The 15,779-nt window shown below is 56.8% G+C and carries 16 protein-coding genes and 1 pseudogene; 9 read left to right on the top strand and 8 right to left on the bottom strand.

What is annotated here, in order from left to right; genetic code table 11:
- The first annotated feature begins 84 nt into the window (after positions 1-84).
- The 4 genes from SynWH8101_RS01135 to SynWH8101_RS01150 all read left to right on the top strand — a co-directional run bounded on the left by SynWH8101_RS01135 (position 85) and on the right by SynWH8101_RS01150 (position 3,841).
- On the top strand, positions 85-561 hold the full coding sequence (locus tag SynWH8101_RS01135; protein ID WP_130128232.1) for a methionyl-tRNA formyltransferase: 477 nt from the start codon (positions 85-87) through the stop codon (positions 559-561).
- A 386-nt stretch (positions 562-947) separates the two neighbouring features.
- Entirely contained in the window at positions 948-1,346 is a 399-nt protein-coding gene (locus SynWH8101_RS14285; RefSeq protein ID WP_217350138.1) for a hypothetical protein, read from the top strand.
- Positions 1,347-1,368: 22 nt separating this feature from the next.
- On the top strand, positions 1,369-2,418 hold the full coding sequence (gene pseI, locus SynWH8101_RS01145; protein ID WP_130128234.1) for a pseudaminic acid synthase: 1,050 nt from the start codon (positions 1,369-1,371) through the stop codon (positions 2,416-2,418).
- Between the two features lie 130 nt (positions 2,419-2,548).
- Positions 2,549-3,841, top strand: coding sequence for a hypothetical protein (locus SynWH8101_RS01150; RefSeq protein ID WP_130128235.1), 1,293 nt, complete (start codon positions 2,549-2,551; stop codon positions 3,839-3,841).
- 430 nt (positions 3,842-4,271) lie between these two features.
- Here the strand turns inward: SynWH8101_RS01150 and SynWH8101_RS14330 are convergent, their stop codons facing one another.
- The 4 genes from SynWH8101_RS14330 to SynWH8101_RS14340 all read right to left on the bottom strand — a co-directional run bounded on the left by SynWH8101_RS14330 (position 4,272) and on the right by SynWH8101_RS14340 (position 5,917).
- A complete protein-coding gene (locus tag SynWH8101_RS14330) occupies positions 4,272-4,907 on the bottom strand; it encodes an integrase core domain-containing protein (RefSeq protein WP_130128236.1) in 636 nt (211 codons plus the stop codon).
- Positions 4,908-5,393, bottom strand: a complete 486-nt coding sequence (locus tag SynWH8101_RS14335) for a helix-turn-helix domain-containing protein (RefSeq protein WP_254428000.1) — start codon at positions 5,391-5,393, stop codon at positions 4,908-4,910.
- 179 nt (positions 5,394-5,572) lie between these two features.
- A complete protein-coding gene (locus SynWH8101_RS14490; protein WP_255423172.1) occupies positions 5,573-5,707 on the bottom strand; it encodes a hypothetical protein in 135 nt (44 codons plus the stop codon).
- Between the two features lie 24 nt (positions 5,708-5,731).
- Positions 5,732-5,917 (bottom strand): transposase, encoded by a 186-nt coding sequence (locus SynWH8101_RS14340; RefSeq protein WP_130128238.1) that lies wholly within the window; start codon positions 5,915-5,917, stop codon positions 5,732-5,734.
- 80 nt (positions 5,918-5,997) lie between these two features.
- Here SynWH8101_RS14340 and SynWH8101_RS14345 point away from each other — a divergent pair.
- From SynWH8101_RS14345 to SynWH8101_RS01195, 5 genes and pseudogenes are all read left to right on the top strand, one after another.
- Positions 5,998-7,121, top strand: a pseudogene (locus SynWH8101_RS14345) (IS256 family transposase).
- A 319-nt stretch (positions 7,122-7,440) separates the two neighbouring features.
- Positions 7,441-8,262, top strand: coding sequence for a glycosyltransferase family 2 protein (locus SynWH8101_RS01180; protein WP_130128241.1), 822 nt, complete (start codon positions 7,441-7,443; stop codon positions 8,260-8,262).
- Positions 8,263-8,292: 30 nt separating this feature from the next.
- Complete coding sequence (locus SynWH8101_RS01185) at positions 8,293-9,210, top strand: hypothetical protein (protein ID WP_130128242.1); 918 nt, start codon at positions 8,293-8,295, stop codon at positions 9,208-9,210.
- A gap of 248 nt (positions 9,211-9,458) precedes the next feature.
- Positions 9,459-10,190, top strand: a complete 732-nt coding sequence (locus tag SynWH8101_RS01190) for a glycosyl transferase (protein ID WP_254428001.1) — start codon at positions 9,459-9,461, stop codon at positions 10,188-10,190.
- Between the two features lie 8 nt (positions 10,191-10,198).
- Entirely contained in the window at positions 10,199-12,109 is a 1,911-nt protein-coding gene (locus tag SynWH8101_RS01195; RefSeq protein WP_130128243.1) for a nucleoside-diphosphate sugar epimerase/dehydratase, read from the top strand.
- Between the two features lie 31 nt (positions 12,110-12,140).
- Here the strand turns inward: SynWH8101_RS01195 and rfbB are convergent, their stop codons facing one another.
- The 4 genes from rfbB to rfbA are packed head-to-tail and all read right to left on the bottom strand — an operon-like array spanning position 12,141 to position 15,778.
- Complete coding sequence (gene rfbB, locus SynWH8101_RS01200; protein ID WP_370587005.1) at positions 12,141-13,211, bottom strand: dTDP-glucose 4,6-dehydratase; 1,071 nt, start codon at positions 13,209-13,211, stop codon at positions 12,141-12,143.
- Between the two features lie 2 nt (positions 13,212-13,213).
- Positions 13,214-14,158 (bottom strand): dTDP-4-dehydrorhamnose reductase, encoded by a 945-nt coding sequence (rfbD, locus tag SynWH8101_RS01205; protein ID WP_254428002.1) that lies wholly within the window; start codon positions 14,156-14,158, stop codon positions 13,214-13,216.
- Entirely contained in the window at positions 14,158-14,748 is a 591-nt protein-coding gene (gene rfbC / locus SynWH8101_RS01210; RefSeq protein WP_130128245.1) for a dTDP-4-dehydrorhamnose 3,5-epimerase, read from the bottom strand. Before rfbC ends, rfbD begins: the two co-directional genes overlap by 1 nt.
- Entirely contained in the window at positions 14,738-15,778 is a 1,041-nt protein-coding gene (gene rfbA, locus SynWH8101_RS01215) for a glucose-1-phosphate thymidylyltransferase RfbA (RefSeq protein ID WP_370587006.1), read from the bottom strand. Before rfbA ends, rfbC begins: the two co-directional genes overlap by 11 nt.
- Between the last annotated feature and the right edge of the window lies 1 nt (position 15,779).

Raw genomic sequence — 15,779 nt, forward strand, 5'->3', positions numbered from 1 at the left:
CGCTGGATCCACACTCCGTCAGCTCTAGGTGCAGGCGATGTCTGCCTGTTGCTGAGCTGCGGTCGTTTGTTCAATGCTGATTAATTGACGCTCCACCGCTACAACATGGTGGTGCATGAGAGCGCCCTGCCTCAGGGTCAGGGCTGGAGTCCGATGACCTGGCAGATCCTGGAGGGGGCCAGCTCCATCCCAATCACCCTGTTTGAGGCTGCTGCTGATCTCGATGCCGGTCCCATCCACCTACAGCAGGAGATCGCGCTCCAGGGCCATGAGCTGGTGGATGAGTGGCGTGCCTTGCAAGCACGTGCCACCTTCGATCTCTGTTTGACCTGGTTTGATCGTCACCATGAGGTGGACAAGGCAGCTCAACCTCAGTGCGGTGATGTCAGCTTTTACCCCCGTCGCCGGCCGGCTGACTCCCGGTTGGATCCAGAGCTTTCCCTAGCGGAGCAGTTCAATGTGCTGCGGGTCGTCGACAACCAGCGTTATCCGGCGTTTTTCTATGCGCACGGCCGGCGCTACATCCTGAATTCTCAATCTGATTGCGCTGATGAGGGTTAACGGAATCCCCCTGCTTGTCATGATGAGCAAATCGATTCCGTTGCTTGAGCATTGGGAATGATGTGCAACTGATGGGACCCATTTCACCTCTCCACCAATCTTCCCTGCTGCTGATCTCCAACCGTCCTTGGAACAGTGCATTGGCTGATCGACTTAGCAGACAACTCAATCGTCCCGTTGAGAGCATTGGCGAACCCACCAAGCTCACTTCGGAAGCTGTAGCGGCGATCGATCCGCAGTGGATCTTCGTGTCTCATTGGAGCCATCTGATCCCCGAATCGATCTGGGGCTCTTGGCCGACTGTGATCTTTCACATGACCGACTTGCCCTATGGCCGAGGCGGAAGTCCACTGCAGAACCTGATCGAGCGAGGCCATAGCAGCACCATGCTCTCAGCCCTGCGCTGCGGCGCTGGCCTGGATACTGGTGACATCTACATCAAGCAGCCTTTGAGCCTTCATGGCAGCGCAGAAGAAATCTTTCTCAGGGCTGATGGCGTGATTGAGCAGATGATTGAACAAATCGTGCGGGAGGAGCCTATTGCCACACCCCAGCGGGGAGATCCAGTGCTGTTCAGCCGCCGAACTCCAGCTATGAGCAATCTGGCCAGCTGCCCCGAAGGAGATCTGAGCTCCTGGTACGACCAGATCCGTATGCTCGACGCCGAGGGTTATCCCCATGCGTTTCTAGAAGCTCACGGCATACGGCTGGAGTTCCGTCGCGTGTCCATGCGCAGCGACGGGCTCCATGCCGATGTAAAAATCATGCCCATCCCACCCAATTAACCGGCTTCAGGAGCATCAACCTATGTCAATAGAAATTGCAGGCCGTTCCATTGGGTCAGATCATCCTCCCCTTGTGATTGCTGAAATGAGCGGCAATCACAATCAGAGTCTTGAACGTGCCCTAGAGATTGTTGAGGCTGCTGCCAATGCTGGGGCTCACGCCATCAAGCTGCAGACCTACACTGCCGACACGATGACACTTGATGTGCGTGGCGGCAGCTTCGAGATCAATGATCCAGATTCGCTTTGGGCAGGCAAGAACCTGCATGATCTCTACAAACTGGCGTATACCCCCTGGGAATGGCACAGGCCGATCATGGAACGTGCTCAAGAGCTAGGGCTGATCTGCTTCAGCTCACCCTTTGATGAGACGGCAGTTGACTTTTTACTTGACCTCAATGTTCCTGCTTTTAAGATTGCTAGTTTAGAAAACAATCATCTGCCGCTAATTGAAAAGGCGGCATCGACTGGAAAGCCACTCATTATTTCCACGGGCATGGCCACCCTTGGGGAATTAGATCAAGCTGTCAGTACTGCTCGCGGTGCAGGTTGTAACCAATTAATTCTCTTGAAGTGTACCAGCACTTACCCAGCATCACCCGAAAACACCAATATTTCAACGATTCCCCATCTCAAAGAGCTTTTTTCCACTGAAGTAGGCCTAAGTGATCACACCATGGGGGTAGGAGTTGCAGTCGCCTCTGTTGCACTGGGTGCATCTGTTATTGAAAAGCATTTCACGTTGTCGCGTGCCGATGGTGGGGTCGATAGTGCTTTTTCCTTGGAGCCGCATGAGTTAAACGCTCTGGTCCTGGAATCGGAGCGGGCTTGGCAGGCTCTGGGTAAGGTCATCTATGGACCGACGGATGCTGAACGCAATAGTTTGGTATTTCGTCGCTCGATTTATGTCTCTGAAGACATCGCCGAAGGCGAATTCTTTACGAGCAAAAATCTTCGTATTGTTCGACCTGGTGATGGCTCTCCTCCGTCTCTTTTGTCGCACTTGCTAGGACTTCGTTCACGCAATGCACTAAAGAAAGGTACTCCATTAAAACTTGATCTCTTATTGTGATTTGTATTCATGCAATTCCTAGGCATGCCGTAAATCTATCATTGTTCAAATGAAAATCTTTTGCACACTTAAAAATGATAGCATCTTGCGATCTCTACTTATACAATCCTACGTTCTCTTTGCTGAAAAATTGCCCGAGCATAGTCATAATGCGAAAATCAGAATTCCGCTAGATAAAAACCTTGAAACTGATTTTAGTCTAAAGTGTATTCCTGATTCTATATTGAAATTCTGTGATTATATCTATTGGTTTTTTGCTGAATTCAATCGCTTAAGCCTGGCTTCTTACTGCAGGGCATTGCCAATAAAAGCCTACTATAAAAGCAAAAATATAAATTGGTATTTGCATCTGTCTAAGTACTACATTCGCGGTGCTGTCAAATTTTTTCATGCATTATATGCTGCTAGCCAATTCGAACATTTAATTGTCCACCACGAATGCTACTTTAACGGTTTCTATGTTTTAACGTTTTCATGGTTTAGGAGAAAGATTATAAGCTATACATATCCCTTTGGTCTAGTTGTGCATGACTTTGGTGCAATCCCTCCTTTATTAAGAGCCTGTGATTTAAATAATCTTCGAAAATACAAAAAAAATCTTGAAATTGATCATGAGCTTTCTGCTCGATTACGCTCCTCTAATTATACTGAGTATATTGGATCTTCAAAAATACCTTACTTAATGGATAATGCTTCCTTCACGTCTCGTGAAGCAAGTAGTATTCCGATGCTTGAAGAGTGTAAATATATAATCTATGCTCATTCGTTCACAGATGCGCAGAATTCTTATGGTTCCGATTTCTCGTTTTTAGACGTGAAAGAATGGCTTGAATTCACAATAAGCTTCTTAGCTAGTAAGGGAGAAAAATTCTGCGTAAAATCTCATCCAAATTTCTATACCAAGTCGTCAGACTGCAGTGCTTTCTTTTCTGATAAATTAATTTTTGATTCAATATATCAAAAATATTGTCATATCGAGCATATTACATGGATTAATGAGCCGGTGTCTAATTCCTTTCTATTGCAACATATGAACAAACGATCTGTCGCTGTCTCGCATCATGGAACTTCTCTTATAGAAGCCGGTATAATGGGATTTAAGTGCATTTCTTCATGCGCAACTACATGGCGTGGGTATGACTTATTCAACACTTGGAATAGCAAGATGTCTTACAGGCATTTATTGGCATCAGATTATGAAACCCTAAAGCATACCAATTCTATGGTTCTAAAGGATTATATGGTTGATCTTTACTGTAATAGAGCTTCTTACTTTCATCCTAGCCACTGGCAGGCCATTATTGCAAGCAACCTAAAAATCAGTCGAAAAAATCTTATTAAAAATGCATCACTAATCGAAGGGACAAACTTACGTGATGTAGCAAATCAAATTTCCAGCAAGTCTATCCATTGCTTTCCATGATTTACAAAATTCCAAGCGTATTTTGCAATCCTTCCTTCTCAATCTGGATTTATATTATCAGTTCCTCTCATAAGCCTTAACAGCCTCGCTGTAACGACGCATTGGTCATGTCCTCAAGCCCCCGCCATGGTCAAGCTCGCGTCCCCGGGATTGGTGTAGTTCCCCTGAGGACCTCAACCCCGGCTACGCCGGGGTTGAACGCGCAGCTCAGGCACCCGGCTCAGCGGCCGTCGTTGCAGGGGGTGGGCAGGCCCGTGACCCTGGTTTGAGTCCTACCTCAACCAGACGAACCGAGCCCAAGATGAATTCTGGCGCCTCTGTATTGGCGCCGCTACTGGATGGCAACAGCGCCGGGGAGCTGATCCCTGAACTCGTGCGTCACGGCCTGCAGCGGTGACTTTCAGGAAAGGTGTCACTTCTGGACTGCCGTTCAGGCGGCCTGCATCAAGGGTAGCTGCCCTGGTTCATTGAGTTCATCCGTCGGCTGATTGATCCAGACGACCTCCGGTTGACGCCAGCACCTGGTTGACCTTGACCATCGCCTTGGATGGCGTTGGCGGGCTCGTTCGTAGACCACACCGCGGTGCCGGCTGATCTCCACGGCCTGGCCATCGTGACGTTGCTGGGGCGTCACGAATTTGATGCCGCTGTGGCGGTGTTGGTGGTTGTACCAGTCGACGAACTCGGCGACCCACTGACACGCCTGTTCTTTGGTGGCAAATGGTTTGCGGGGGAAATCAGGTCGATACTTCACCGTCCTGAACAGGGATTCCGAGTACGGGTTGTCGTTGGAGACCCGTGGCCGAGAGAAGGATCTGAGGACGCCCAGTTCTTCCAAGCGGCTTTCCAGCGTGGCTGCCCGCATGGCGTTGCCGTTGTCGGCATGGAGGATCAGCGGCTGCTGCCGGCCCTTGCTGATCCGCTCGCGGAGGCAGGCCCGGCTGACCAGATCGGCTGCAATGACTGGATCTTCTCGCTCAGCAACATCCCAGGCCACCACCTTGCGGCTCCAGATGTCGATCACCAGGTAGAGATAGAGCCAGATCCCACGCACGGTGGTGGGCAATTAGGAGATGTCCCAGCTCCACACCTGGTTCGGGCCTGTGGCCCGCAACCGTGGAACCCGTCTGGGCTCCTGTGGTGGCCTTGCACGACCGCGACGGTGCACCTGGTCATGGTCGTGGAGCACCCGGTAGAAGCTACTCTCTGAACCGATAAAAATCCCCTGGTCAGCCAGATCAGGCACGATCTGACTCGGTGGCAGAGCGGCGTACTGGGGTTGATTGCAGGTGAGCAGGATCCTCTGGCGCTCCTCGACCGTGAGGCGATGGGGAATATGGCGGGGGCTGCCTTGCCGGCGATCCTCACCGTCCCCATCACCAAGAAGGCGTTGGCGCCATCGCTTGAGGGTGCGCAGACAGATGCCGATCTCGCCGCAGGCGCTGACCAAGCCTGCACCAGCGGTATGGGCCTCGCTGATCAGCTCGATCGCCTTGCGCCGGTGAGCGGCGCTGGTCAGCCTTCCGCGTCCTCCGAGCAGAAGGCCTCCCACTTTTTTCGCAGCACCAGCAAGGCCGCAATCTCCGCCATGGCTTTCTCCTTGCGCTGCAGCTCCTTCTACTCCTTCGGAGAAGCCTTCGGCTAGAGGGCCTTGATCTCCTTCTGGTCCTGGGCACGGAGCTTCTCCAGCTCTTTCTTCTCTTACGGCTCGGCAAGCTCGCCGGACTGCGTCTAGAGGGTGTGCACTGGCTTTTCGTTGGCATCCTGGGCGGCCTGGCGCCAACGGTCGACCTGCTCTGGGTACAGCCCCCGCTCACGGCAGTAGGCGCTGAGCTCAGTGGCGTTCAGGCCAGCGGTCTCGAGCACCACCGTGAATTTGTCGGATGCACTTCAACCATCAGGGTCTTTCTCGGATGCCGGCACCACCTCTCCCTGCAGCCGCCAAGTCTTCCTCCAGTTGTAGAGGGTGACGATGTGAATGCCCAGCTCAGCAGAAATCTGAGCCACGCTCTGCCTGTGAGGCGGGCTCATCCTCCTCCTCACATCAGCTTTAACGGCCTCGCTGTAACGACGCATTGGTCATGTCCTCAAGCCTCCGGGTGTTTAGATCAGAGGGGTGACAACTTTCCTGAAACCGGGGGCAGCAGCTGATCGAGCTGGAGGTCGCTGCCGTTCTCGGCGCCGATCGCCACGAGTGCAGTGAGGAGCGCCTTGGCCACCGCAACGGCTACCGACCTCGCGTGCTCACCACCCAGGTGGGCGACATCGACCTGCGGATCCCCAAACTGCGCTCAGGCAGCTTTCTGCCCTCGATCCTGGAGCCCCGCCGGCGGGTGGATCAAGCCCTCTACGCCGTCGTGATGGAGGCCTATGTCGCCGGAGTCTCCACCCGCAAGGTCGATGCCCTGGTGGCGGCTCTGGGCAGCCAAAGCGGGATCTCGAAATCCCAGGTCAGCCGCATCTGCGCCGAAATCGACCTGCAGGTGCAGGCGTTCCTCAGCCGGCCTCTGGATGCCAGCGGTTACGCCTACCTCTACCTCGATGCCGCTTACCTCCACGGCCGGCTGTGCCGGGCGATGCAGGTCTGCTCCAGAGCCGTTGTTGTCGCCATGGGCGTGAACGCCGATGGCCGGCGCGAGCTGCTCGGCCCAAGGTCGGCGACAGCGAGAGCGAGCCCTTCTGGAGCCAGTTTCTAGGCTCCCTCAAGGAACGCGGTCTCAGCGGGGTCAATCTGGTGATCAGCGATGCCCACCAGGGCCTCACCAACGCCATTCGCCGGATGCTGCAGGGCAGCTGCTGGCAGCGCTGCCGCGTGCATTTCGCCAGAAACCTGCTCCAGACCGTGCCGAAAGCCCACCAGGAGATGGTGGCCGCCGCGTTGTGCTCGGTGTTCGCGCAGCAGAGCAAGGAGGCGGTGCTGGAGCAATGGGATCAGGTCAGCGCCATGCTAGCCGCCAAGTTCCCCCGGGCGGTTGAGCTGATGGCCAAGGCCAGCGAGGACGTGCTGGCATTCCGCCGCTTCCCCTCCCAGCACTGGAAGAAGGTGTGGAGCACCAACCTGCTCGAGCGCGTCAATGAGGAAATTAAACGCCGCACCCGCGTGGTGGGAATCTTCCACAACGACGCTGCGATCGAGCGACTGGTGGGCGCAGTGCTGCTGGAGCAGGACGAGCACTGGCAGCTCGAGGGCCGGCGCATGTTCTCCGCCGAAAGCATGAGCGCCATCCCGTCGCTGGAGGACCTGTCGGCTCAGCCCTGTCTGCAGGAAGCAAGCGCCTGAACCAAGGCCCCAGCAGAGCGGTGGCGCAGCGCCCTCCTCAGGGCGCAGCGGCGCTGCTCAGCGCCCGGGGGGCGGCAGCTGAAACCGCACGACCGAGATCAACGCCACAGCCAACAAACAATCCGTCATCCAGGCGAACGACTTGACAAGTCAATCAGCTGGATTCATCGTGAAAAAACGAGGTGGACATGCGCCTCGCGAATGACAGCCCGTCATTCATCCCTGTTCACTCTCAGACCAGGGCAATCGGGTCTCGAGATTTACACCTCGCAAAGGGACGCGGCCTGCCTTTGGCATTGTTACTCCTATTTCTCCTTTTGTGAATAAACCTGTAATTTGTTTTTCCCTTGTTTTATACAATCACTCCCTTGACACCATTTATCCACTGCTTGCTTCTATAAAATCATTTTCTGGCCTTACCACTGATAAGTATAGCCTTATAACTGCTGTTTATGATGGTAGCCCTTCTAATTTTGCTTCGCCTTCTTTGGCTCAACTAGAATCTGCGTTGAATGGTATCGATTTTTTTTATGATAAGGGCCCCAATCTTGGCTTTGGCGCTTCTAACAATCGTAATTTTCTTAGGGCTTCCCTTGGTGAGAGAGATTATTTTGTTGTAGTTAACCCTGACATAAGTTTTTTGCCTGAGCAGCTATATCCACTGTTTCAATGGATCTTCGAGCACCCTGAATGTTCATGCGTTGCTCCTCTTATTCGCCTTCAGTCTGGCGATATTCAATACTCTGCTAAGCACAACCCTACGGTTTTGTCACTCTTGCTTGGGCGTTTCCCCTTTTTGTTGAACATGAAACTGTTATACAGGTATAATTTATGGCATAAAAATATGCTTCTTGATTATTCAAAGGAATTCATTGTGTCTACCTACTTGTCGGGCTGCTTTCTGATTGTGCCTGTTTGGGCTTATAAGTCGGTAGGCGGCTTTTGCGAGCGCTATTTTCTTCACGTTGAAGACGCTGATATTGTTCGAAGGCTCTCTCGGGTTGGCCTTACTCTCCACAATCCACTTGGATTTGTAATCCATGGCTGGGCTAGAGGTTCTCATTTTTCGTTTCGTCAGAGTCTTTCTTTGGTTAAGTCCTTTTTTGTTTATTGTTGCATTTGGGGCTTTAAGCTGTTTTGATTTGGCTGGATTCTTTGCTGTCTTTTTGTTATGTCTCAATTTGAAATTCATTTGTTTGGAGCAACAACGCCTGCTGGTGAGGCTTTCCTTCGTTCCTGTAATTTATCTCCCCATTTTGGCCCAATCTTTTGTTATTCAAGATCAAGGTTAAGTGGTTTTGGCGAATTTCGTTACTTGGATCTTGAAAATCCGTCGTCTTTTGATCCTGGCGGCGAATTAAATGCTCCAAAGATATGGATTAGCTTTAGCCCAATTTGGATTTTTGCACCTTTCCTGAATTCTATTGCGGCTAATTCCCCTGAGCTTCTCTCTGGATTGGGCGGTCTGATCGCTTGCTCTTCGTCGTCAGTTATTACAAAGCGTTTTTCTTTCAATGGATTTGATCGCAACTTGGTTTCTAGCTTGATAAAGGCAGAGGATGAATTGATCAATACGTCTTTCCGTCTCTCCTTTCCTTGTAAAGTTGTCCGGCCAAGTTTGATATACGGTAGGGTAGGAGAATATGGCGACAGTAATTTAACTATCTTGCTACATCAGCTCCGTCGATTCCCCTTAATTCCCCTGCCATCCATCACCGGTCTTCGCCAACCAATTCATGCGTCTCAGCTTGCCGCTGTTTTTTTGCGATTCGCTGAACAACTTAATGATTACGACTGGGATTCCTCCTTTTCAGCGCGTATTTCTATCGGCGGAGATTGCACCCTGACATATTTTGCGATGCTTCGAGCTCTCCAAATGGCTCAACCATCTGGAGACCCAGCTCGCCGCTGCCATCTGCTGTCGATTCCGAACCGATTGTTCTTTTTGCTGGCAGCTCCACTTTTGATTATCTCTCCAAAGTACTACGAAGCGGTGTTGCGTATGGGTGCCAACCTCTCTGGTTTTACGCCCTCTCACAAGGTGCTCGGCTCTGCAGCCGAAAGTTTTCCGGTTTTGCCGTTGACTTAATTATATTGCTTGTGTTTCTCGCTGCCTTTATTGCCTCAGTCACGAGTTGGGGGCTCTTGCTGTTGTTGATTCCCCGCTTACGTCGACTACTGCTTGATCATCCCAACGCCCGCAGCTCCCACAGCCGGCCTACCCCCCGTGGTGGTGGTGTCGCTTTTGTGTTGGTGGCTTGCTCTGCAAGTGTTCTGGCTTTGATAGTTAGCGCTAGATCCGCTTCGGCGCCCTTAACTCTGCTTGCTGCGCCCTTGATGGCGTTGCCACTTGCCCTGGTGAGTTTTCTCGACGATCGCCACAATCTGCCCGTCAGTTGGCGCTTTGGCGTTCAGCTCGCCACAGCCCTGTTGCTGATCCTGGTGAGCCCGCTTGTGGAGCTGTCTTTCGGCTTTCTTCCACTTATTGCAGTGTTGATGATTGCTATCACCGCGGTGATCAACTTCACCAACTTCATGGATGGCCTGGATGGCCTGGTTGCGGGTTGTTTGTTTGTGGTCATTACTGCAGCTGCCATCCAGCTTTCGGCTCCCTTGCCTATCTGGGCCCTTGTGGGCGCCTTGCTGGGATTCCTGATCTGGAACTGGAGCCCCGCCAAGGTGTTCATGGGCGATGTGGGCAGCACCTTTCTCGGTGCCGTGTTTGCCATGCTTGTGCTTCAGGCATCCACCTGGATTGAAGCGCTCGCCTTGTTGCTGGTGGCCACCCCGCTGTTGGGCGACGCCTGCCTTTGCGTGCCAAGGCGTTTGATGTCAGGCCAGCGGGTGTTTCAGGCCCATCGTCTGCATCTGTTCCAGCGCTTGCATCAGGCCGGCTGGCCCCATGCCCGCGTTTCTAGCCTCTACATCGCATCTACCGCTGTACTCGCCATCGTCCTTCTTTGGGGTGGCTTGCTTTGGGTGATCACCCTTGCCGCCCTTGAGCTGCTGATCGGCTTCTGGCTGGATCAAAAGGTTGCGGTTCCCTTTGCTGAGGCATCACGCTCTTGAAACCTGAAGTGTCGCGTTCTTATCCGACCAAGGTCGCTGAACGAGCTGTTCGCTTTCCGCCCACGGCCCGACGGCTGCTGCTGATCGGCATCGACGCCCTGCTGCTGCCATTGGCGGTGTGGCTCAGCTTCTGGCTGCGACTGGCCCATCCGCTCCATCCCAGCTTTCAGGCTGCCGGCCTTTGGTTGCTGCCAGCGGTGCTGCTGGTGGGTCTGCCGCTGTATGCCCTCACCGGGCAATACAAAGGTCTCACGCGCTACGTCGGAAGCCGCGCTCTCTATCGGCTTGCTGGCCGCAATGGACTGTTGGTGTTGCTGTTGGCGGGCCTTGGCGTGATGCTGCGCTTGCCGATGCCGCCCCGCAGCAGTTGGATCCTGCTCTGGTTGTTGCTTACGGGTTTCACCGGAGCGGTGCGTTTTGTCCTGCGCGATCTGCTCCTGTCGCTGCGGTCGGTTGCCCACAAGCAGATCGTGCGTGTGGCGATCTACGGCGCCGGTGAGGCTGGTGCCCAGCTCGCCGCGGCTCTGCGCCTGGCTGGCAACCACCAGATCGTGTCCTTTCTCGATGATGCTCCAGTTCTCTGGCAGCGCACGATCAACGGTATCCCGATCCAACCTCCTCAGGTGCTGAGCCAGATCCAGGAGCAGATCGATCAGGTGTTGCTGGCAATCCCTTCAATGCCCCGCAGCGAACGTCGTCGCATCGTGGCTGAGTTGCAACGCCAGGCAATCCCGGTGTTGCAGATCCCCTCGGTGGATGACCTCACCTCCGGCCGGGCGCGCATCGATGCACTCCGTCCCGTTGCCATTGAAGACCTGCTCGGCCGTGATCCCGTGCCGCCCGTGCCGGAGTTGCTCGGCCCTGGCCTGCGTGATGCGGTGGTCTGCGTCACCGGTGCCGGTGGCTCGATCGGATCTGAGCTCTGCCGTCAGATCCTGCAACTGAGTCCCAGCATCTTGATCTTGCTCGAAAGCAGTGAACCGTCGCTGTATGCCGTGGAGCAGGAGCTCCGCCAGCAGTTGCCCGCTTCGGTAAAGCTGCTGCCAGTGCTTGGCAGCGCCGCCGATCCGGCGCTGGTGCAAAGGCTTTTTACAGACCACGGGGTACAGACCGTGTTCCATGCTGCCGCCTACAAACACGTGCCCCTGGTGGAGGCCAACCCGCTGGCGGGCCTTGCCAACAACGTCGGTTCCACTCGGGTGGTCTGTCAGGCCGCGGTGGCGACTAGCGTAAGTGAATTGGTGCTGATCTCCACTGATAAAGCGGTGCGTCCCACCAATGTGATGGGGGCCAGCAAACGCCTGGCGGAGCTGGTGCTGCAGGCGTCGGCATTGGAGCTGTCCCAAAATGCCAAGGCAGCGGGCCAGACCCGTACCCGTTTGGCGATGGTGCGCTTTGGCAATGTGTTGGGTTCGTCGGGGTCGGTGGTGCCCCTGTTCCGCCGTCAGATTGCAGCAGGTGGGCCGATCACGCTCACCCACCCGGAGATCATTCGCTACTTCATGACGATCTCTGAGGCGGCCCAGTTGGTGCTCCAGGCCGCCACCCTTGCCAAGGGCGGTGATCTGTTTCTGCTGGAGATGGGTGAACCGGTGCGTATCAAAGACCTGGCTGAGCAGATGGTGCGCCTCAGCGGCCTGTCGCTACGCGATGCCCAGAACCCTACCGGTGAGATCGCCATCACCTGCACCGGCCTGCGCCCCGGCGAAAAGCTCTACGAGGAGCTGCTGATCGATGCCGAATCCGAACCTACCCAGCACCCCCTGATCTTCCGTGCTCAAGAAAGGGCTCTTTCCCCAGACGTGCTTTGGCCTCGCCTCGATGCGCTCGACGCTGCGATCGCGGCCCAGGATGTGGAGGCAGCGCTGGAGTTGCTGGCGGAGCTGGTTCCCGAGTGGCAGCGGGAGCTGACCGAATAGCTTTTTGGGGACTAGAAGTGTGCGTTGATGCTCATGAACGGTTGACCGCTTGTTTGCACCAGTTCTGCTGCGTCAAGTACCACTTCACGGTTTCAGTTAGGCCTGCCTCGAGGCTGTGACGAGGCTGCCAACCCAGTTCGCATTGAATGCGGCTGGGATCGATCGCGTAGCGGCGGTCATGGCCGGGGCGATCGCTGACCCGTTGGATCAGCTTGGCGTGGGGGGATCCCTTGGGATGGACCTGATCGAGGCTGGTGCAGATCAGCTCCACAATCTGCCGGTTTGTGCGCTCGCCAAAGCCGCCCACGCAATAGCTGCGCCCTAGGGCGCCTCGGCAGGCCGCCAGCAGCAACGCATCCACGTGGTCTTCCACGTGCAGCCAGTCGCGCACATTCAGCCCATCGCCGTAGAGCGGGATCGCTTCGCCGGCGGCGGCTTTGAGGATCACCACCGGGATCAGCTTTTCGGGGAACTGCCAGGGGCCGTAGTTGTTGCTGCAGTTGGTGAGCACCACCGGCAGGCCATAGGTGTGATGCCAGGCATTCACCAGGTGATCGCTCGCGGCCTTGCTGGCCGAATAGGGGCTGCGTGGGTCGTAGGGGGTGGTTTCTGAAAAACGCCCTTCGGGCCCGAGGGAGCCGAACACCTCATCGGTGCTGATGTGATGCATCCGAAAGTTCGCCTTGCGTTCCCCAGCCAGCTGCTCCCAGTGGGCGCGCACCGCCTGCAGCAGATGCAGGGTGCCGATCACGTTGCTGCTGATAAAAGCCTCGGGCCCAGCGATCGAGCGATCCACATGGCTTTCCGCCGCCAGATGCAGCACCAGATCCGGGTCGGCCCGTTGCACCGCCTCTGCCGTTGCTTGGGCATCGGCCAGATCTACCCGCAGCAGTTGGTAGCGCCCCTCTCCGGCAGGGCCTAGCTCAGTCAGCACATGCTCAATGCTGGTGCAATCGCTGGCGTAGCCCATCTTGTCGAGGTTGAACACCTGCGCTGTGCTCTCCCGCAGCAGCCGCCGCACCACGGCGCCACCGATGAAACCGGCACCACCGGTCACCAGGATGCGGCGGCGATCGCCCAGCAGTTCGGCGGCGGTGGTCATGGTCAAGCGCATGAGGACGTAGTTGTGGTGGTGGCGGTTGGGATGGAGTGCAGCAACTCACGCAGGGCCTGGCGCCAGGGGCTGGCGTCCAGCTCCAAGGCCTGGCGGCTGCTGGAGCAATCGAGCAGCGAGTAGCTCGGCCGCTTGGCTGGGGTGGGGTACTCAGCGCTGGTGATCGGCGTCACCGCCGCCATCCGCTCCAACAGCCCCAGCTCCAGAGCCAGCTCACCCACGGCCACCGCCACATCAAACCAGCTGGCGGCGCCGGCATCACTCCAGTGCATCAGCGCGGGCAGGCTGTCGCCGGCACTGCTCCGCTGGATCGCCTGCCAGCAGGCCGTGGCAAGAGAGTGGGTGCAGGTTGGGCAGCCCACCTGATCGGCCACCACGCCAATGGCGTCGCGCTCCCGGTGCAAGCGCAGCATGGTGAGGGCAAAATTGCGGCCCACCGGCCCCATCACCCAGCTTGTGCGCAGGATCAGCCCCTGGCCAGTCGCAGACAGGATCTCTTCCACGGCATCTTCTCCCCGCGCTTTGCTGGCGCCGTACACCCCCAACGGTGAGCGGCTGTCGCTTGGCCGGTAGGGCCTGCCCTGCTCACCGTTGAATACGAAATCCGTGCTCAGTTGCAGGAGCCGCCCCCCTTGATCGCGCAGGGCTTCCGCGAAGGCTCGTGGTGCCTTGGCGTTTATCATCTCGGCTACATCGGGTTCGCTTTCGGCTTTGTCCACGGCCGTGTAAGCGCCGGCATTGAGCACCCAGTTGGGTTGGTGCGTTTCCACGGCCTGGCGGCAGGCCGCCGCATCCGCAAGATCAAGGCCGAGCATCCCCTGGCCTCCGTTGCGGCCCGTGGTGATCAGCTCAATGCCCTCGGGCACCGAGGCGATCACCGCCTGGCCTAACTGGCCAGCGGCTCCGGTGAGCAGCACCCGGATCGTCTGGTCCATCAGGGAAACACCTCGCCAGCGGCCTGGGCGTCCGACAGGGTGGGGGCCTGAGCGTCTTTCTCCGACAGGCTCACGGTCGCGCTGCCCAGTGTCTCCAGGGGCCAGCTGATTGCCAGGGCTGGGTCGTCCCAGCGGATCGCCCGTTCCTGGTCCCGGCTCCAGTAGCCCCGGGTCTTGTATTGCACCTCCGCCACATCGCTGAGGGTGAGAAAGCCGTGGGCGAATCCCTCCGGCACCCACAGCTGCTGCTGACTTTCGGCGCTCAGCTCCACACCGGCCCATTGCCCGAAGCTGGCTGAGGAGGCGCGCAGATCCACCACCACATCGAGAATCCTGCCGACGCTGGCCCGCACCAGCTTCGCTTGGGGGGCTGCCGGCAGTTGGTAGTGCAGCCCGCGCAGAACGCCCTGTGAGGAGCGGGAGTGGTTGTCTTGCACGAAGGCCACGGGTTCGCCGACCGCTGCATCGAAGCGGCGTTGATTCCAGCTCTCGAAAAACCAGCCGCGATCGTCGCCAAAGCGTTGGGGTGTGAGCAGCAGCGGGCCGCTCAGGCACTGCCCCTGGGCGCTAACGATGGGTTCAGCTTGCATGGGTCGGCCTGCGCAGGCTGCTCTGCAGAGCGGTGTGATCGCTCACGTTGTCTTCCAGCAGCTCTAAAAGATAGGTGCCGTAGCCGCTCTTCTTCAGTGGTTGGGCCAGAGCGGTGAGTTGCTCGATGTTGATCCAACCCTGGCGCCAGGCCACCTCCTCGGGGCAGCCCACCTTCAAGCCCTGGCGATGTTCCAAGGTGCGGATGTAGCCGCTGGCGTCGTTGAGCGAATCACAGGTGCCCGTATCGAGCCAGGCCATGCCCCGGCCCATCAGTTCCACCTGCAGGAGGCCGTCGTTGAGATACAGCTGGTTGAGATCGGTGATTTCCAGTTCCCCCCGGGCGGAGGGCTGCACCTGCTGGGCCCTCTCCACCACAGAGGCGTCATAGAAATAGAGACCCGTCACGGCGTAGCGGCTCTTGGGCTGTTGGGGTTTCTCCTCGATGCTCAGCACCCGGCCTTGGTCATCAAATTCCGCCACGCCATAGCGCTCGGGATCACTGACGGGATAGGCAAACACCGTGGCGCCTTGCGCCTGGGCGTTGCTGCTGCGCAGCTGGGGCACTAGATCGTGGCCGTGGAAGAGGTTGTCGCCCAGCACCAGGGCGGCGGGCCGTCCACCGAGAAAGTCGGCGCCGATCAGAAACGCCTGGGCCAGGCCATCGGGGGAGGGCTGAATCGCGTACTCGATCACCATCCCCCAGCGGCTGCCATCCCCCAGTAGACGTTGAAAGGCCGCCTGATCGTGGGGTGTGGTGATGATCAGCACCTCGCGGATCCCCGCCAGCATCAAGGTGCTGAGCGGGTAATAGATCATTGGTTTGTTATACACCGGCAACAGCTGCTTGCTCACCGCCTGGGTGATCGGATGCAGCCTTGAGCCACTGCCGCCGGCGAGGATGATGCCTTTGCGAGCGCTGGAAGGGCCCACGGATTCAGCGATGTGCAGCTCTATTTCAGCATAGGTGTTGCGGTGGGGCGCCTCCTGGAGGCCAGGTTGGCCGCTGAGAGCGAGGTCGATTGCGGCCATG

Source organism: Synechococcus sp. WH 8101 (genome assembly GCF_004209775.1).
In the GTDB taxonomy this organism is placed as follows: Bacteria; Cyanobacteriota; Cyanobacteriia; order PCC-6307; family Cyanobiaceae; genus Synechococcus_C.